Source organism: Streptomyces sp. NPDC050264, from assembly GCF_040655895.1.
GTDB lineage: Bacteria > Actinomycetota > Actinomycetes > Streptomycetales > Streptomycetaceae > Streptomyces.
This window is the reverse complement of sequence record NZ_JBFAKV010000007.1, coordinates 273469-290568: the sequence shown is the minus strand read 5'-3', so window position 1 is coordinate 290568 and position 17100 is coordinate 273469. Positions and strand designations below refer to the sequence as shown.

Genomic DNA, 17100 nt, shown 5'->3' with positions numbered 1-17100 from the left:
TGGCAGCGCCTTATGACACCGTGAACAGGGCCGCCCGCGACTTCTTCCACTCGTCGTGGTCGAGGTCCTTGGCCTCGGTTCCGTCGCCGTACAGATCGGCGGAGCCGTCATCGGTGATCAGCTGGACCCGGGCGCCGGACGTGGCCAGGTCGGGCACGGAGACGACCGACTCCCAGCCGCCCGGGTCGCTGGTCGGCAGGTCGAGGCGCTTGACCGGGGCGTGCCCGGCGACGCCGTCCCACTGGTAGAGCGCGTACGGGTCGGAGTTGTCGTCGGCGGCCCAGCTGCCGGCCACGATCAGGTACTGGTCCGCGGAGTTCTTCCGGATGTCGCGTACGGCGAGCCCGCCCAGATCGAGTTCGATCGGCGTCCCGAACACCGGAGCCGCCCCGCTCGCCAGCACCTTGTCGAAGTTGGTGACGGGAACGATCAGCCCCTTGCCGCCGTCCTTCGGCGGCACGAGCGGCGCCCGGAAACCGAGGTACGCGGTGGACGTGGAGCCGGGAGCGAACTCCAGCCCCTCCACATTGAACCCGTCGATCTGCTTGGGGACCTGACCGTCCTCGGTCCCGGCGTCGAACCCGTACCGGTCCCCGTTGTCCTCGTCCCAGTCGACCAGCTCGTCGCGCAGCTTCTTGTAGGCGTGCGCGTAACTCAGCTCGGTGGAGGCGCCGGAGCCGCTGACCGTCGTGGTGAACACCGTGTTGCGGTCCGCCTTGTACTCGCCGTCCTTGTTGTTGCCGAGCGAGCCCGTCCAGTAGATGAGGTTGCCGACGCGCGTGGCGCCCTCGATGTCGATCTCCTTGTCGGCGCCGACCTTCGAGGACATGTCCCAGGTCTTCACCGGTGCCCCGGAGACCGAACCGTCGTACAGACGCAGCACGTTGGACTCGTCGTCGGCCACGACGACATAGCCGCCGCCCACGTCTACAGCGGCGGACGCGTCGCTGGAGCCGGTGAAGTACCGCGCGTCGGCGGCGTTGCTCACGGCCGCGGACGCGGCGTAGTGCAGCTTGGTGGTCGCGCTCGTGCCCCCGCTGCCCGTCACCTTCAGCGTCAGGTCGGTGTACCCCCGGCCGCGCGCGGCGACGGACACGGTGCGGCTCGCTCCGGTGCCGCTGACGGTCACGTCGGCGGTCTGGGCGACGGACGTCTTGCTGCTGGCCGACGCCGTCACGGTCAGCGCGGAGGCGTCGGCCCCGCTCTGCGCGACGTTCACGGTGACCGTCGGATCGCCGGCCGCGCCGACGGCACCGCTGAGGTAGGCGGCCGAGAGCTTGATGGTGGGGGTGGCCGAACCGGCCGCGCCCGCCGGGAAGTTGCTGCCCAGAACGGCCAGCGTCAGCAGACCGCCGGCAGCGGCGGTGACGGCCGCGCGACGCGCACGCGGGATGTGGAGCGGCACTGGGTCCCTTTCGTCGACGTGATGTCGACCGGAACGTTCCGCTCCCCGCGCCAACGCCAGGTGTCCGGCGCACGTACGAGAACCGAACACCATCGGGCACGACGAAGGGCCCCGGCCGAAACCGGGGCCCTTCAGCCGATAAAGCCGGCTCAGACGTTGAAGCCGAGCGCGCGCAGCTGCTCGCGCCCGTCGTCCGTGATCTTGTCCGGGCCCCACGGCGGCATCCAGACCCAGTTGATCCGCAACTCGTTGACGATGCCGTCGGTGGCGGACTTGGCCTGGTCCTCGATGACGTCGGTCAGCGGGCAGGCCGCGGACGTCAGCGTCATGTCGATCGTCGCGATGTTCGCGTCGTCGACGTGGATGCCGTAGATCAGGCCCAGGTTCACGACGTCGATGCCCAGCTCGGGGTCGACGACGTCGTACAGAGCCTCGCGGACCTCCTCCTCGGAGGCCGGCTTCATCTCCACTGCTGTGGTGTCACTCATGCGGTCTTCGCCTCCTCCGCGAAGGCCTGGGCCGTCGCGTCCTTCCACGCCATCCAGCTCAGGAGGGCGCACTTCACTCGGGCCGGGTACTTGGAGACCCCGGCGAACGCGACAGCGTCGTCCAGGAGCTCCTCCATCGCGTCGTCCGGCTCGATCTGGCCTCTGGACTGCATCAGCTCCAGGAAGGTCTCCTGGACCTTCTGCGCGTCGGAGAGCTCCTTGCCGACGAGCAGATCGTTCAGCACGGAGGCCGAGGCCTGACTGATGGAACAGCCTTGGCCCTCGTAGCTGATGTCCTCAATGGTCGCAGTGCCATCGCCGAAGGCATACTTCACGCGCAGCGTGATCTCGTCGCCGCACGTCGGATTGACGTGATGCACCTCGGCGTCGCCGTCCCGCAAGCCCCGCCCGTGGGGGTGCTTGTAGTGGTCCAGGATGACTTCCTGGTACATGGAATCCAGCTTCATCAGTGACCGTCCTACCTGCTACCCGAAGAAGTTCCGTACGTGCTCCAGGCCGTCGACCAGAGCGTCGATCTCGCCGGGCGTGGAGTACAGATAGAACGACGCTCGCGTGGTCGCAGGAATTCCGTACCGCAGGCAGACCGGCCGCGCGCAGTGGTGTCCGACCCGGACCGCGATGCCCTCCTCGTCGAGGACCTGACCCACGTCGTGCGGGTGGATGTCACCGAGCGTGAAGGAGATCGCGGCGCCCCGGTCCTCGGCCGTCGTCGGACCGATGATCCTGAGGTCCGGGACTTCGTGGAACCGCTTCACGGCGTACTCGGTGAGCGCCTGCTCGTGCCGCAGGACGTTCTCCATGCCGATCGCGCTCAGGTAGTCGATCGCCGCCCCGAGGCCGATGGCCTGCGAGATCGGCGGCGTACCCGCCTCGAACTTGTGCGGCGCGGGAGCGTACGTCGACGAGTGCATCGACACGGTCTCGATCATCTCGCCGCCACCGAGGAACGGCGGCAGGTCCTCCAGGAGCTCCTGGCGTCCCCACAGCACGCCGATGCCCGTCGGGCCGCACATCTTGTGGCCGGTGAAGGCCACGAAGTCGGCCTGCAGCGCCTGCACGTCCAGCGGCATGTGCGGCGCGGCCTGCGAGGCGTCGATGAGGACGAGCGCGCCCACCTCCTGGGCGCGGCGCACGATGGCCTCGACCGGGTTGTGGGTGCCGAGGATGTTCGACACGAGGACGAACGAGACGATCTTCGTCTTCTCGGTGATGACCTCGTCGATGTTGGAGAGGTCGAGGCGGCCGTCGTCGGTCAGCCCGAACCACTTCAGCTTCGCGCCCGTGCGCTGCGAGAGCAGCTGCCACGGCACGATGTTGGAGTGGTGCTCCATCTCCGTGATGACGATCTCGGTCTCGTGATCGACCTTGTACGGCTCGTCGGCCCAGCCCAGCATGTTGGCGACCAGGTTGAGCGACTCCGAGGCGTTCTTCGTGAAGATGACCTCGTCGCGGCTCGGCGCGTTGATGAACGCGGCGACCTTGTCACGGGCGCCCTCGTAGAGCGCCGTGGCCTCCTCGGCGAGGACGTGCACGCCGCGGTGGACGTTGGCGTTGTGCTGCTCGTAGTACTCGTTGAGCACGTCGAGGACCTGGCGCGGCGTCTGCGAGGTCGCCGCGTTGTCCAGATACACGAGCTTCTTGCCGTCGTGGATCGTGCGATCCAGGATCGGGAAGTCCTTGCGGATCGCCTCGGTGTCGAGGAGGCCGGAAAGCCCCTGGTGGGCCACTGTCACGCGGATACGCCACCCTTCGTGTACTTCTCGTAGCCCTCGGCCTCGAGGGTGTCGGCCAGCTCGGGGCCGCCGGACTCGACGATCCTGCCCGCGGAGAAGACGTGCACGAAGTCCGGCTTGATGTAGCGCAGGATGCGCGTGTAGTGCGTGATCAGCAGCGTGCCGACCTCACCGGTCTCACGGACGCGGTTGACGCCGTCCGAGACCTGGCGAAGGGCGTCGACGTCGAGACCGGAGTCGGTCTCGTCGAGGATCGCGATCTTCGGCTTGAGGAGCTCCATCTGCAGGATCTCGTGGCGCTTCTTCTCGCCGCCGGAAAAGCCCTCGTTCACGTTGCGCTCGGCGAAGGCCGGGTCCATCTGGAGCGTCTCCATCGCGGACTTGACCTCCTTCACCCAGGTACGCAGCTTGGGGGCCTCACCGCGGATCGCGGTGGCGGACGAGCGGAGGAAGTTGGACACCGAGACGCCGGGGACCTCGACCGGGTACTGCATGGCCAGGAACATGCCGGCGCGGGCGCGCTCGTCGACGGACATCTCGAGGACGTCCTCGCCGTCGAGGGTGACGGTGCCCTGCGTGATCGTGTACTTGGGGTGACCCGCGATGGAGTAGGCGAGGGTCGACTTGCCGGAGCCGTTCGGGCCCATGATGGCGTGCGTCTCGCCCTGCTTCACGGTGAGGTCGACACCCTTGAGGATCTCCTTCGTGGCGTTGTCGGCCTCGACGGTGACGTGCAGGTCTCGGATTTCAAGCGTTGCCATGGGTTGCCTCAGGACTCCTGGGTGAGGGAGGCGTGTACGTCGACAAAGACGCTGCCCCCTTCGATGTGTACGGGGTATACGGGGACCGGGCGCGTCGCGGGAAGGCCGGACGGCTTGCCGGTGCGGAGGTCGAAGGCGGAGCCGTGCAGCCAGCACTCGATCTGACAGTCCTCCACCTCGCCCTCGGAGAGCGACACGTTCGCGTGCGAACAGATGTCGTTGATCGCGAAGACTTCGCCCTCGGTACGGACGACCGAGACCGGCGTGCCGTCGAGTTCCACCCGCTTCGGGGTGGACTCCTCCAGCTCGCTCAGCCCGCAGGCGCGCAGGAACGTGGGGTCAGTCATCAGACCGACGCCTCCAGCTCGGTCGCGATCTTCGCGAGCAGGCGCTCCTCGATGTCGGGGACACCGATCTGCTGGACCAGCTCGGCGAAGAAGCCGCGCACGACGAGGCGGCGCGCCTCGTCGGCGGGGATGCCACGGGCCATCAGGTAGAAGAGCTGCTCGTCGTCGAAGCGGCCCGTGGCGGAGGCGTGACCGGCGCCGACGATCTCGCCTGTCTCGATCTCCAGGTTCGGCACGGAGTCGACGCGGGCGCCGTCGGTCAGAACCAGGTTCCGGTTCATCTCGTACGTGTCCGTGCCCTCGGCGGCGGCCTCGATGAGGACGTCACCGATCCACACGGCGTGCGCGCCGTCGCCCTGCAGCGCGCCCTTGTAGACGACGTTCGACTTGCAGTGCGGCATGTTGTGGTCGACCAGGAGGCGGTGCTCCTGGTGCTGGCCGGCGTCGGTGAAGTACAGGCCGAACAGCTCGGCCTCACCGCCGGTGGCCGCGTACGTGACGCGCGGGTTCAGCCGGACGACGTCACCGCCGAAGGTGACGACGACGGACTTGAAGGAGGCGTCACGGCCCACCAGCGCGTTGTGCTGCGCCACGTGGACGGCCTTGTCGTCCCAGTCCTGGACGGAGACGACGGTCAGCTTGGCGCCGTCGCCGAGCAGGTAGTCGACGTTGGCGGCGAGCACCGCGTCACCGGTGTGGTCGATGACGACGACGGCCTCGGCGAACGCGCCCAGCTCGATGACCTGGTGGCCGTAGGCCACCCCGCCCTCGCCGTGCACGCGGATCCGGATCGGCTCGGTGAGCACCGTCTCCTTGGGCACGGAGACGACGGACGCCTGCTCGAACGAGGAGTACGCCTGCGCGGCGACACGGTCGACGGGCTTGCCGGCCTTGCCGACCCGCGCGTCGTCCCGGCCGACGGCCGCGACGGTGACGCCGGCCGGCGCCTCCACGTCGACCTTGACGCCGGTGCCGGTGGCGGCCGCGGTGCCGTCGTGCAGCCCGCGCAGCCGCTCCAGCGGCGTGAACCGCCACTCCTCCTCGCGGCCGAGCGGGACCGGGAAGTCCTGCACGTCGAAGGAGGGGGGCGCGCTCATGCGCGTGGCGACGGTCGACTCGGCGGCCACCGCGATGGTTCCGGCGGTGGTCGAACCGACCGGGATGTTCTGAGCCTCAGCCATGGCTGTCGTAGCGCTCGCTTTCTTACGTAAGTGGCTTGACGGGAACGTCGGTTGGCAGCCTCGCGGCTTTAGCCGACCGACCCTTCCATCTGCAGCTCGATCAGCCGGTTGAGCTCGAGCGCGTACTCCATGGGCAGCTCCTTGGCGATCGGCTCGACGAAACCACGCACGATCATCGCCATCGCCTCGAACTCGCTCAGACCACGGCTCATCAGGTAGAAGAGCTGGTCCTCGGAGACCTTGGAGACGGTCGCCTCGTGACCCATGGAGACGTCGTCCTCGCGGACGTCGACGTACGGGTACGTGTCGGAGCGGGAGATCGTGTCGACGAGCAGCGCGTCGCACAGCACGTTCGACTTCGATCCGGCGGCGCCCTCACCGATCTCGACGAGACCGCGGTAGGAGGTGCGGCCACCGCCACGCGCCACGGACTTCGACACGATGTTGGACGAGGTGTTCGGCGCCATGTGGACCATCTTGGAACCGGCGTCCTGGTGCTGGCCCTCGCCCGCGAAGGCGATGGACAGGGTCTCGCCCTTGGCGTGCTCGCCCATCAGGTAGACGGCCGGGTACTTCATGGTGACCTTGGAGCCGATGTTGCCGTCGATCCACTCCATGGTCGCGCCCTCGTACGCCACGGCGCGCTTGGTGACCAGGTTGTAGACGTTGTTCGACCAGTTCTGGATGGTCGTGTAACGGCAGCGGGCGCCCTTCTTGACGATGATCTCGACCACCGCGGAGTGCAGGGAGTCCGACTTGTAGATCGGCGCGGTGCAGCCCTCGACGTAGTGGACGTAGGCGTCCTCGTCGACGATGATCAGCGTCCGCTCGAACTGGCCCATGTTCTCCGTGTTGATACGGAAGTAGGCCTGGAGCGGGATCTCGACCTGCACGCCCTTCGGCACGTAGATGAAGGAGCCACCCGACCACACGGCGGTGTTCAGCGCGGCGAACTTGTTGTCGCCGGCCGGGATGACGGTCCCGAAGTACTCCTTGAAGAGCTCCGGGTGCTCCTTCAGAGCGGTGTCGGTGTCGAGGAAGATGACGCCCTGCTCCTCCAGGTCCTCGCGGATCTGGTGGTAGACGACCTCGGACTCGTACTGTGCCGCGACACCGGCGACGAGGCGCTGCTTCTCCGCCTCGGGGATGCCGAGCTTGTCGTACGTGTTCTTGATGTCCTCGGGCAGGTCCTCCCAGGACTCCGCCTGCTTCTCCGTGGAGCGCACGAAGTACTTGATGTTGTCGAAGTCGATCCCGGAGAGGTCCGAGCCCCAGTTCGGCATGGGCTTCTTGCCGAAGAGCTTCAGGCCCTTGAGACGGAGCTTGGTCATCCACTCCGGCTCGGACTTCTTGGAGGAGATGTCCTTGACGACGTCCTCGTTGATGCCGCGCTTGGCAGAGGCACCGGCCGCGTCGGAGTCTGCCCAGCCGTATTCGTACTTGCCCAGGCCCTCGAGCTCGGGGTGGGCAGTCTCCTCGATGGGGAGAGTCATGCGGGGTTCCTCCCGGCGGTGCTTGCAGATGCGTTGGTAATGGTCTTGGGGGTGCTCTGGGGGATGAACGTCGTGCAGACGCCGTCGCCGTGAGCGATGGTGGCCAGCCGCTGCACGTGCGTGCCGAGGAGCTGCGAGAACATCTCCGTCTCGGCCTCGCACAGCTGCGGGAACTGCTCGGCGACGTGGGCGACCGGGCAGTGGTGCTGGCAGAGCTGCTCGCCCTGCTGCGGGATGGGCGCGCTGCGCGCCGTAGCAGCGTACCCGTCCGCGCTCAGCGCCTTGGCCAGCGCTTCGGTCCGGCCACCGGCCGGTGCGCCCTCCACCGCCGTGCGGTAGGCCTCGGCCTGCGCGGCGAGCCGGGCGCGGGCGAAGGCGACGACCGCCTCGTCCCCGCCGGGCTGCTCCTGGATCCAGCGGATCGCGTCCGCGGCCAGCTTGTCGTACGACTGGTCGAAGGCGTCACGGCCGCAGTCGGTCAGCGCGAACACCTTGGCGGGACGGCCGCGTGTCCGCGCTCCGTAGACCCGCTGCTCGCGCGCCTGGACGACGTCGTCGGCCACGAGTGCGTCGAGGTGGCGGCGGACCGCGGCCTGGGTGAGGCCGAGGCGCTGGGCCAGATCGGCGACGGTGGACGGGCCGTGGTCCAGGATGGAGCGCGCGACCCGGTTGCGCGTCGAACGCTCTCCGGTCGCGAGCTCTTCCTGAGGGGCCCCCATGGGTGCCTCCTGAGCCTCGCCGACGTTTTTCACAACGCCATTGTTGCGTAATTCCTCAGACCCTGACAAGCGGACCGATGATCGACACCCGGTGCCGTACATCACTTAGGCAGACCTAAGTAGACACCTGGCGTGACCTGCGGAAACGACCTGTGATCGATGAGGGTGCCCTTACCTCGGCATCTAAATGCGTGGCGCCCGAACAGCCCCGCCGGGACACTGCCGACCATGCCCGCACCCCTTCCGACCGGCCCACTCGTCACCCGCGCCTCCCTCGCGTGGGACCTTCGCGCACTCGGTGTCAGAACCGGCGAGACCCTGCTCGTGCACTCCTCGCTCAGCAGCCTCGGCTGGGTCAACGGAGGTCAGATCGCCGTCGTCCAGGCCCTCCTCGACGCGCTCGGCGAAACGGGCACACTGGTGGTGCCCACGGAGTCCGGGGACCTCTCCGACCCGGCGACCTGGAGCGACCCCCCGGTGCCGGAGGAGTGGTGCGAGACGGTCCGGGCGACCATGCCCGTCTACGACCCGCGGACCACGCCCACCCGCTCCGTCGGGGTGATTCCCGAGACCGTACGCAGCTGGCCCGGCGCCCTGCGCAGCGCGCACCCCCTGACGTCGTTCGCCGCGCTCGGGCCGCGCGCAGCGGAGATCGTCCAGGGCCATGTGGCGGAGTGCCGTCTCGGTGAGCGCAGCCCGCTGGGCCGTCTGGAGGAGCGGGGCGCGCGCGTGCTGATGCTCGGCACCGGCTACGGCACGTGCACCTGCTTCCACCTGGCCGAGTACCGCGTCCCGCACCGCACGGAGGACGCCGGGCGACCGGGCCCCGCCGGCTGGGAGCACGTCACCGAGGTCGCGGTCAGCGCGGACCGCTTCGACGAACTCGGCGCGGCCTTCGAGCGGGACGTCGCCGTCGTGCTCGGCCGCGTCGGCGCCGCGCAGGCCCGCCTGTTCCCCCTGGGGGACGCGGTGTCCTACGCGGAGAAATGGCTCCCCGCGCACCGCCCGTGCCACTGAGGACGCCCGGCGTCCGGTCGACCCGGCCGCCCGGGACCCGCGGCTCGTCCCTAGACTTGCCCACCATGCGAAGCGAGCCCGTCGTCCGGATCACGAGTCTGGTGAAGCGGTACGGAAACAAGACCGCGGTCGACGGCCTCGACCTGGAGACCGGCCCCGGCATCACGGCCGTCCTCGGCCCGAACGGTGCGGGCAAGACCACCACCATCGAGACCTGCGAGGGCTATCGCAGGCCGGACTCCGGCACCGTCCGCGTCCTCGGCCTCGACCCGGTCGAACAGGCCGCCGAGCTGCGCCCCCGGATCGGCGTGATGCTGCAGTCCGGCGGCGTCTACTCGGGTGCCCGCGCCGACGAGATGCTGCGCCACATCGCGAAGCTGCACGCCCACCCGCTCGACGTGGACGCCCTCATCGAGCGCCTGGGCCTCGGCAGTTGCGGCCGCACCACGTACCGGCGCCTGTCCGGCGGTCAGCAGCAACGCCTCGCCCTCGCGATGGCCGTGGTCGGCCGGCCCGAACTGGTCTTCCTCGACGAGCCCACCGCGGGCCTCGACCCGCAGGCCCGGCGCGCCACCTGGGACCTGGTCGGAGACCTGCGTACCGACGGCGTCTCGGTCATCCTCACCACGCACTACATGGACGAGGCCGAGCAGCTCGCCGACGGCGTGGCGATCGTCGACGCCGGCCAGGTCATCGCGCAGGGCTCCCCCGAGCAGCTGTGCCGCGGCGGCGCCGAGAACACGCTCCGCTTCACCGGCCGCCCCGGCCTGGACGTGGCCTCGCTGCTCAAGGCACTGCCCGCCGACTCCGCGGCCACCGAACTCACCCCCGGTTCCTACCGCGTCGCCGGCAAGGTCGACCCCCAGCTCCTCGCGACGGTCACCTCCTGGTGCGCCCAGCACGGTGTGATGCCGGACAAGATCTCCGTCGAGCGGCACACTCTCGAAGACGTCTTCCTCGAACTGACCGGCAAGGAGCTGCGCGGATGAGCGCCGGCACGTATGCCCCCCGCCCCGGAGCGGCTCCGCTGCCCCGCATGATCGCCACGCAGGCCGCGCTCGAGACGAAGATGCTGCTCCGCAACGGCGAACAGCTCCTCCTCACGGTCGTCATCCCCGCCCTCCTGCTGGTCCTGTTCTCCGCGGTCGACATCGTCGACACCGGCTCCGGCAAAGCGGTCGACTTTCTGACGCCGGGCATCCTCGCGCTCGCCGTGATGTCCACGGCCTTCACGGGCCAGGCCATCGCGACGGGCTTCGAGCGCCGCTACGGCGTCCTCAAGCGGCTCGGCGCCTCCCCGCTCCCCCGCTGGGCCCTGATGACGGCCAAGACCCTCTCGGTCCTGGTCACCGAGGTCCTTCAGGTCATCCTCCTCACGGTCATCGCCTTCGCCCTGGGCTGGTCCCCGCACGGCAACCCCTTCGCCGTGGTCCTCCTCCTGGTCCTCGGCACCGCCGCCTTCTCCGGTCTCGGCCTGCTCATGGCCGGCACGCTCAAGGCCGAGGCCACGCTCGCCGCGGCCAACCTGGTCTTCCTGCTCCTGCTCGTCGGCGGCGGCGTCATCGTGCCGCTCGACAAGTTCCCCGACGCCGCCCAGTCGGTGCTCGGCCTGCTTCCCGTCTCGGCGCTCTCCGACGGCCTGCGCGACGTCCTCCAGCACGGCGCCTCGATGCCCTGGGGAGACCTCGGCATCCTCGCCGTCTGGGCGGTCCTGGGACTCGGCGCGGCGGGCCGCTTCTTCCGCTGGGAGTGACGGGCCGGGGCGTAACGGGCGTCACAGATGGCCCACTTACGTCCCCCTCGTGAAGGCGTGCACAAGCGGCCCCCTACGATGGGGCCCGTGCCCAACGTGACCCGCGCCGACGCCGTCCAGGCGATCCGCAACCCGCTCGCCTTCATCGCCGAGCGCTGGACCCCCACGCAGCGGACCGTCCAGCGAGCGGCCCTCTCCGCCGTCGTCATGACGGTGGTCATCGTCGTGACCGGCGGCGCGGTGCGCCTGACCGGGTCGGGCCTCGGCTGCCCGACCTGGCCCAAGTGCACCGACCAGTCGCTGACCGCGACGAGTGAGATGGGCTTCCACGGAGCCATCGAGTTCGGCAACCGCATGCTCACGTACGTGCTGTGTGCCGCGGTCGGCTGGGCGATCATCGCCGCCCGCTCCCAGAAGCCGTGGCGGCGCTCGCTGACCCGGCTCGGCTGGACCCAGTTCTGGGTCGTCATGGGCAACGCGGTGCTCGGTGGCATCGTCGTCCTGGTCGGCCTCAACCCGTACACGGTCGCGGCCCACTTCATTCTCACCACCGCCCTCCTCACGGTCGCCGTGCTGATGTGGCAGCGCACCCGCGAGGGCGACACCGAGCCGCGCCCGCTGGTCGGCACCTCGATCAAGCAGCTCGTCTGGTTCCTGGTCGTGGCGTCGGCCCTGCTCATCGCCGTCGGCACGGTGGTGACCGGCGCCGGTCCGCACGCCGGCGACTCCAGCGACGTCCACCGGATGCCGCTCGACTGGGAGACGGTCGCCAAGGGCCACGCGGTCCTGGCCTGGATCGTGGTGACGCTGACCTTCGCTCTCTGGTTCGTCCTGAAGGCAGTCGACGCCCCCAAGGGCCCGCTGCACCGCACACGCGACCTGTTCCTGATCCTGCTCGCCCAGGGCGTCATCGGCTACGTCCAGTACTTCACGGACCTGCCCGAGGTCCTGGTGGCGCTGCACATGCTCGGCTCGGCGCTGGTCTGGATCGGCGTCCTGCGCGTCGTCCTGTCACTGCGGGAGCGCCCGCACCCGACGGTGGGCCTCCCGTCTCAGGCGGACCCGGAGCTCTCCGCCGTCTGACGCGGCGCCCGGGTGCGTACGGTCAGCAGCCCGCACCCCTGACGCCGACCCCGTAGACCCGCCCCGCCGTCCCCGCCGCGATCATCGACGCCACCCGCTGCGCGTCCCCGAGGGACCACGCCCCCTCCGCGACCCAGCCGCCGAGAACCCGGCTCAGCGCGTCGCGGAACAAGCGGGCGCCGACCACGTGCAGCTCGGGGATGCCACGGGCTCCGCTGGAGAACAGCAGCTTGCCGAACGGGGCCAGTTCGAGGATCTCCGCGAGGACCGCGGCGGCCCGGGCGCCGGTGCGGGTGAGGGCCGGGCCCAGGTCGGCGTAGACATGGGGGAAGATCCCGGCCAGATGGGCGGCGTGCCGGTGGTAGGGGTAGCCGTGCAGCAGGATCAGGTCGGTGCCCAGGCCGGCCGTGGCCCGCGCGAAGTCCGTCAGCAGTACCGGGTCCGTACGGTCGATCCGCAGGCCCGGTTCGCCGAGCCCTGCGTGCAGTTGGAGCGGTCGGCCCGATGCCACCGCGATCCACAGCAGATGACGCAGCAGGACCGGATCCGTCAGGGGCCCGCCCACCGTGCGCGCCGCGAGCCAGCGGCCGGCCGCGCCCCGCACCTCGCCGGGCCCCGGCGGCTGCGGCGCGAGCGCGAGTCCGTGACGTACGCCCGCGACCGAGGTGAAGGCGACCGCGCCGGCGGCTGCGGCATGCACCGATTCGGCGAGGTTCGCGAGGAAGGACTCGACGGTCCCGGAGGTGTCCGCGACCTGCTCGGCGAGGAGTTCGAGGCGGATGATCTCGCGCGCGTCCGCCTCCCCGGCACGGGCCATCTCGTCGGGCCCGGTCAGATCGCCGGGCAGCCCCGTGTCCACGAGGTACGTGGTGATGCCGCTGCCGCGCAGGAGCCGTCGGCCCGCTTCCATGACCCCGAGTTCGCGGCGCCTGGCCAGGTAGCGGGCGGGCGCGCAGTGGGGTTCCAGGCCGAGCAGCGGCGGGCACCAGCGGCGTACCGCGAAGCCGGTCTGGGTGTCGAAGAAGGTCGTGCCGGGAGCGGGCGGCCCCTCGCCCCGGCCGAGATGGGCCTCGAACGTGCCGAGGCCCAGTTCCGTACGCAGCACCCCGTGGCAGTACTGATCCACCAGGGACGGCGTTTCGATCATCCGGGGCTCCCGTTGACGGACCTGCTCCTACAGTCCTAACGGGTGAACGGGCGCCGGGTGTTGCTCAACCGCGGATCGCACACCTGCGCCCATGCCCCCGGATGCCGGGGCTTCAGCCGCCGAGCTGGATGCCCGCCATGCGCTTCCATTCGTACGGGCCGGTCTCCACCTTCGCGGCGAAGTCGCCGTCGAAGTCCTCGTGGATCGTGATGCCGGCCTTCTCCACAGCCTTCTGCGCGACCTCGTACGTGGTGGCCACCAGGTCGCCCCAGCCGCCGTCCTCGCCGACGAGGACGATGCGGGTGCCGCGCTCGCCGATGTACGCCAGCTGTCCCTCGGCGCCGCCGTGCGCCTTGGCGAACGCGCCGATCTCCTTGGCCAGCCTGGCCGCCCGGCGCTCGTCCTTCGCCGCCCTGCGGGGCGCCTCAACCGCTTGAGTCTCTGCCATGAACAGGATGCTACCGACGAGTAGCGAAACAAGCGATGGGTGGGGCGCGTGGCCTGGGCCACGCGCCCCACCCATCGGAGGTGCTTCCGGAGCGTCAGCGCAGGAAGGGGTCCACCGCCACCGCTACGAAGAGCAGCGATACATAGGTGATGGACCAGTGGAACAGCCGCATCTCCTTGAGCTTCCCGCCCGTGACCTCGGCCTTGGCGCGGTTCTGCAACCCGTGCGCCTCCCACAGCCAGAAGCCGCCCGAAAGGAGCGCGACCACCGTGTAGAACCAGCCGGTGTAACCGAGCGGCGTCAGGAGCAGCGAGACCCCGACCATCAGCCAGCTGTAGACGACGATCTGCCGCGCGACCACCTTGTTGGAGGCGATGACCGGGAGCATCGGAACGCCCACGCGCGCGTAGTCCTCCTTCACCTTCATGGACAGCGGCCAGTAATGCGGCGGCGTCCAGAAGAACATGACGAGGAACAGGATGACCGGCGCCCACGACATGGAGTCGGTGACCGACGACCAGCCGATCAGGACCGGCAGGCAGCCCGCGATACCGCCCCACACGATGTTCTGCGACGTACGCCGCTTAAGGATCATCGTGTAGACGACTACATAGAAGAGCAGCGCGCCCAGCGACAGCCAGGCGGACAGCCAGTTGACCGCGAAGCCGAACAGCAGCGTGGAGATCACGGCGAGAGAGATGCCGAAGACCAGGCACTCGGCCGGGCTCACCATGCCGGTGACCAGTGGCCGCTGCGACGTCCGGTCCATGAGGGCGTCGATGTCGCGGTCGTACCACATGTTCAGCGCGTTGGCGCCGCCCGCGGAGAGATAGCCGCCGAGGCAGGTGATCAGTACCAGCTTGAGATCCGGCACGCCCTGCTCGGCGAGGAACATCACCGGAACGGTGGTGATGAGCAGAAGTTCGATGATCCGCGGCTTGGTCAGCGCCACGAATGCCTTGACGCGGGCCCCGAACGGCCGCTGGCCCCGGCTGCTGCTCGTGCTGCTCGTCCCGAGCGCTCCCGGTGGACGGGATTCGACGGCCGTCACGCACACCCCTGACAAAGACTCCAGCGAGCCCCAAGCAGTCCACTTGGATGTGAAGTCCCGGTAAAGGCCCGCGCGTACCACGCCACTGTAGACGTTGCCTATACCTCGCCCTTCGTGGGGGTGGGGTCGTGTTGAGCGGCATCTCCAGATGAGCTTTCACGGGTCCGGATGAGCCCCCGGATGAGCGGCTCCGTATTCACGTGAGGAACAGCGTCGATCCCTGTCAGGAGGCGGATCGAGCAGAGTCCCGGCAGTCTGGAATGACTCGAAAGAATGCTTGTTCCAGCAAGGGTAGGCTCGACAACGGCCGGTGAGACCGACATCACCGGTAATAGACATCTGGAGAGGAGCCCTGACTCAGGGTGAGCACCAAGCCGACCACCACTGACCTCGAGTGGACCGATGTGGACCAGCGGGCCGTTGACACCGCTCGCGTCCTGGCCGCCGACGCCGTACAGAAGGTCGGCAACGGCCATCCCGGTACGGCGATGAGCCTGGCCCCGGCCGCGTACACCCTCTTTCAGAAGGTGATGCGACACGACCCGGCGGACGCCGACTGGGTCGGCCGGGACCGGTTCGTCCTGTCCGCGGGCCACTCGTCCCTGACCCTCTACATCCAGCTCTACCTGGCCGGGTTCGGCCTGCAGCTGGACGACCTGAAGTCGTTCCGGACGTGGGGCTCCAAGACCCCCGGCCACCCGGAGTACGGCCACACCACCGGCGTCGAGACGACCACGGGCCCGCTGGGCCAGGGTGTCGCCAACGCCGTGGGCATGGCGATGGCCGCCCGCTACGAGCGCGGTCTGTTCGACCCGGAGGCCGCCGCGGGCACCTCCCCCTTCGACCACTTCATCTACGCGATCGCCGGCGACGGCTGCCTCCAGGAGGGCATCTCCTCCGAGGCGTCCTCGCTCGCGGGCCACCAGAAGCTCGGCAACCTGGTCCTGCTGTGGGACGACAACCACATCTCGATCGAGGGCGACACCGAGACGGCGGTCTCCGAGGACACCTGCAAGCGCTACGAGGCGTACGGCTGGCACGTCCAGCGCGTCGCCGCGAAGCCGGACGGCGACCTCGACCACGAGGCGATCTACAACGCCATCGAGGCCGCCAAGAAGGTCACGGACAAGCCGTCCTTCATCGCGATGCGCTCGATCATCGCCTGGCCCGCCCCGAACGCGCAGAACACCGAGGCCGCGCACGGCTCGGCGCTCGGTGACGACGAGGTGGCGGCCACCAAGCGCGTCCTCGGCTTCGACCCCGAGAAGACCTTCGAGGTCTCCGACGAGGTCATCGGCCACACCCGCAAGGCGCTCGACCGCGGTGCCCAGGCCAAGGCCGAGTGGGAGAAGTCGTTCCAGGAGTGGCGTTCGGCCAACCCGGAGCGCGCCGCCGAGTTCGACCGCATCAACGCGGGCGAGCTGCCGGCCGGCTGGGAGGAGAAGCTCCCGGCGTTCGAGGCGGGCAAGGGTGTCGCGACGCGTGCCGCGTCCGGCAAGGTGCTGCAGGCCCTCGGCCCGGTCATCCCCGAGCTGTGGGGCGGCTCCGCCGACCTGGCGGGCTCGAACAACACGACGATCGACAAGACGTCGTCGTTCCTCCCCGTCGGCAACTCGCTGCCGGAGGCCGACCCCTACGGCCGCACGGTGCACTTCGGCATCCGCGAGCACTCGATGGCCGCGGAGATGAACGGCATCGCGCTGCACGGCCACACGCGCATCTTCGGTGGCACCTTCCTGGTGTTCTCCGACTACATGCGCAACGCCGTACGCCTGTCGGCCCTGATGCACCTGCCGGTGACGTACGTGTGGACGCACGACTCCATCGGTCTCGGTGAGGACGGCCCGACGCACCAGCCGGTCGAGCACCTGGCCTCGCTGCGCGCCATCCCGGGCCTCAACGTCGTCCGCCCCGCGGACGCCAACGAGACCGTCATCGCCTGGCGCGAGATCCTGCGGCGCGGCAAGAAGGACTACGGCAAGAGCAAGCCGCACGGTCTGGCCCTGACCCGTCAGGGTGTGCCGACCTACGAGCCCAACGAGGACACCGTCAAGGGCGGGTACGTGCTGGTCGAGGCCTCCAAGGAGACCCCGGACCTCATCCTCATCGCCACCGGCTCCGAGGTGCAGCTCGCCGTCGAGGCGCGCGAGACGCTGGAGGGCGAGGGTGTCGCCACGCGCGTCGTGTCGATGCCGTCCGTCGAATGGTTCGAGGAGCAGGACCAGGGGTACCGGGAGAGCGTCCTGCCGCCTGCCGTCAAGGCGCGGGTCGCTGTCGAGGCCGGAATCGGTCTGACCTGGCACAAGTACGTCGGGGACGCCGGTCGCATCGTCTCGCTGGAGCACTTCGGCGCTTCGGCGGACGCCAAGGTCCTCTTCCGCGAGTTCGGGTTCACCCCGGAGAACGTGGTGGCCAAGGCTCGGGAATCCCTCGCCGCGGCCCAGCGCTGACGC

Annotated in this window: 17 protein-coding genes; 5 read left to right on the top strand and 12 right to left on the bottom strand. The window is 69.3% G+C overall.

Translation table 11 applies throughout. The annotated features are described in order from the left end of the window. Positions 1 to 10: 10 nt before the first annotated feature. From AB0J02_RS15245 to AB0J02_RS15205, 9 genes are all read right to left on the bottom strand, one after another. Complete coding sequence (locus AB0J02_RS15245; protein WP_363194110.1) at positions 11 to 1405, bottom strand: hypothetical protein; 1395 nt, start codon at positions 1403 to 1405, stop codon at positions 11 to 13. 149 nt (positions 1406 to 1554) lie between these two features. Continuing rightward, positions 1555 to 1893, bottom strand: a complete 339-nt coding sequence (locus tag AB0J02_RS15240) for a metal-sulfur cluster assembly factor (protein ID WP_363194109.1) — start codon at positions 1891 to 1893, stop codon at positions 1555 to 1557. Beyond that, positions 1890 to 2360 (bottom strand): Fe-S cluster assembly sulfur transfer protein SufU, encoded by a 471-nt coding sequence (gene sufU / locus AB0J02_RS15235; RefSeq protein WP_363194108.1) that lies wholly within the window; start codon positions 2358 to 2360, stop codon positions 1890 to 1892. Before sufU ends, AB0J02_RS15240 begins: the two co-directional genes overlap by 4 nt. Positions 2361 to 2378: 18 nt before the next feature. Further along, positions 2379 to 3647, bottom strand: a complete 1269-nt coding sequence (locus AB0J02_RS15230) for a cysteine desulfurase (RefSeq protein ID WP_363194107.1) — start codon at positions 3645 to 3647, stop codon at positions 2379 to 2381. Beyond that, positions 3644 to 4408, bottom strand: coding sequence for a Fe-S cluster assembly ATPase SufC (gene sufC / locus AB0J02_RS15225; protein ID WP_363194106.1), 765 nt, complete (start codon positions 4406 to 4408; stop codon positions 3644 to 3646). The genes AB0J02_RS15230 and sufC overlap by 4 nt, the downstream gene beginning before the upstream one ends. An 8-nt stretch (positions 4409 to 4416) precedes the next feature. Next, positions 4417 to 4755 carry a bifunctional 3-phenylpropionate/cinnamic acid dioxygenase ferredoxin subunit gene (locus AB0J02_RS15220; RefSeq protein ID WP_363194105.1) on the bottom strand — a complete coding sequence of 113 codons (339 nt, stop codon included), beginning with the start codon at positions 4753 to 4755 and terminating at the stop codon, positions 4417 to 4419. After that, complete coding sequence (sufD, locus tag AB0J02_RS15215; protein ID WP_363194104.1) at positions 4755 to 5936, bottom strand: Fe-S cluster assembly protein SufD; 1182 nt, start codon at positions 5934 to 5936, stop codon at positions 4755 to 4757. Before sufD ends, AB0J02_RS15220 begins: the two co-directional genes overlap by 1 nt. 68 nt (positions 5937 to 6004) lie before the next feature. Beyond that, positions 6005 to 7429 carry a Fe-S cluster assembly protein SufB gene (gene sufB / locus AB0J02_RS15210; protein WP_363194103.1) on the bottom strand — a complete coding sequence of 475 codons (1425 nt, stop codon included), beginning with the start codon at positions 7427 to 7429 and terminating at the stop codon, positions 6005 to 6007. Continuing rightward, the gene (locus tag AB0J02_RS15205) at positions 7426 to 8181 is read right to left on the bottom strand and encodes a metalloregulator ArsR/SmtB family transcription factor (RefSeq protein WP_363194102.1); all 756 of its coding nucleotides are present in this window, start codon (positions 8179 to 8181) and stop codon (positions 7426 to 7428) included. Before AB0J02_RS15205 ends, sufB begins: the two co-directional genes overlap by 4 nt. 195 nt (positions 8182 to 8376) lie before the next feature. On the opposite strand from AB0J02_RS15205, the gene AB0J02_RS15200 reads away from it, so the two are divergent. The 4 genes from AB0J02_RS15200 (at position 8377) to AB0J02_RS15185 (ending at position 12001) form a co-directional block, all read left to right on the top strand. Then, positions 8377 to 9165, top strand: a complete 789-nt coding sequence (locus tag AB0J02_RS15200; protein WP_363194101.1) for an AAC(3) family N-acetyltransferase — start codon at positions 8377 to 8379, stop codon at positions 9163 to 9165. 65 nt (positions 9166 to 9230) lie between these two features. Further along, positions 9231 to 10154, top strand: coding sequence for an ABC transporter ATP-binding protein (locus AB0J02_RS15195; RefSeq protein WP_363194100.1), 924 nt, complete (start codon positions 9231 to 9233; stop codon positions 10152 to 10154). Then, on the top strand, positions 10151 to 10918 hold the full coding sequence (locus AB0J02_RS15190) for an ABC transporter permease (protein WP_363194099.1): 768 nt from the start codon (positions 10151 to 10153) through the stop codon (positions 10916 to 10918). Before AB0J02_RS15195 ends, AB0J02_RS15190 begins: the two co-directional genes overlap by 4 nt. A 78-nt stretch (positions 10919 to 10996) precedes the next feature. Further along, positions 10997 to 12001, top strand: coding sequence for a COX15/CtaA family protein (locus AB0J02_RS15185; RefSeq protein WP_363194098.1), 1005 nt, complete (start codon positions 10997 to 10999; stop codon positions 11999 to 12001). A 22-nt stretch (positions 12002 to 12023) separates the two neighbouring features. Here AB0J02_RS15185 and AB0J02_RS15180 read toward each other — a convergent pair whose 3' ends face one another. The 3 genes from AB0J02_RS15180 to AB0J02_RS15170 form a co-directional block, all read right to left on the bottom strand. After that, positions 12024 to 13148: an amidohydrolase family protein gene (locus tag AB0J02_RS15180; protein ID WP_363194097.1), complete on the bottom strand. Its 1125-nt coding sequence runs from the start codon at positions 13146 to 13148 to the stop codon at positions 12024 to 12026. A 112-nt stretch (positions 13149 to 13260) separates the two neighbouring features. Beyond that, positions 13261 to 13596, bottom strand: coding sequence for a hypothetical protein (locus AB0J02_RS15175; protein ID WP_363194096.1), 336 nt, complete (start codon positions 13594 to 13596; stop codon positions 13261 to 13263). Positions 13597 to 13690: 94 nt separating this feature from the next. Continuing rightward, positions 13691 to 14653, bottom strand: a complete 963-nt coding sequence (locus AB0J02_RS15170; protein ID WP_363194095.1) for a heme o synthase — start codon at positions 14651 to 14653, stop codon at positions 13691 to 13693. Between the two features lie 356 nt (positions 14654 to 15009). On the opposite strand from AB0J02_RS15170, the gene tkt reads away from it, so the two are divergent. Continuing rightward, the gene (gene tkt / locus AB0J02_RS15165) at positions 15010 to 17097 is read left to right on the top strand and encodes a transketolase (RefSeq protein ID WP_363194094.1); all 2088 of its coding nucleotides are present in this window, start codon (positions 15010 to 15012) and stop codon (positions 17095 to 17097) included. Positions 17098 to 17100 lie beyond the last annotated feature (3 nt).

Coding starts and splice junctions, on each gene's coding strand:
- AB0J02_RS15180 (WP_363194097.1), bottom strand. CDS start 13,148: ATGATCGAAACGCCGTCCCTGGTGGATCAGTACTGCCACGGGGTGCTG.
- sufU (WP_363194108.1), bottom strand. CDS start 2,360: ATGAAGCTGGATTCCATGTACCAGGAAGTCATCCTGGACCACTACAAG.
- sufD (WP_363194104.1), bottom strand. CDS start 5,936: ATGGCTGAGGCTCAGAACATCCCGGTCGGTTCGACCACCGCCGGAACC.
- AB0J02_RS15195 (WP_363194100.1), top strand. CDS start 9,231: ATGCGAAGCGAGCCCGTCGTCCGGATCACGAGTCTGGTGAAGCGGTAC.
- AB0J02_RS15175 (WP_363194096.1), bottom strand. CDS start 13,596: ATGGCAGAGACTCAAGCGGTTGAGGCGCCCCGCAGGGCGGCGAAGGAC.
- AB0J02_RS15185 (WP_363194098.1), top strand. CDS start 10,997: ATGGGGCCCGTGCCCAACGTGACCCGCGCCGACGCCGTCCAGGCGATC.
- sufB (WP_363194103.1), bottom strand. CDS start 7,429: ATGACTCTCCCCATCGAGGAGACTGCCCACCCCGAGCTCGAGGGCCTG.
- AB0J02_RS15220 (WP_363194105.1), bottom strand. CDS start 4,755: ATGACTGACCCCACGTTCCTGCGCGCCTGCGGGCTGAGCGAGCTGGAG.
- sufC (WP_363194106.1), bottom strand. CDS start 4,408: ATGGCAACGCTTGAAATCCGAGACCTGCACGTCACCGTCGAGGCCGAC.
- AB0J02_RS15200 (WP_363194101.1), top strand. CDS start 8,377: ATGCCCGCACCCCTTCCGACCGGCCCACTCGTCACCCGCGCCTCCCTC.
- AB0J02_RS15190 (WP_363194099.1), top strand. CDS start 10,151: ATGAGCGCCGGCACGTATGCCCCCCGCCCCGGAGCGGCTCCGCTGCCC.
- AB0J02_RS15240 (WP_363194109.1), bottom strand. CDS start 1,893: ATGAGTGACACCACAGCAGTGGAGATGAAGCCGGCCTCCGAGGAGGAG.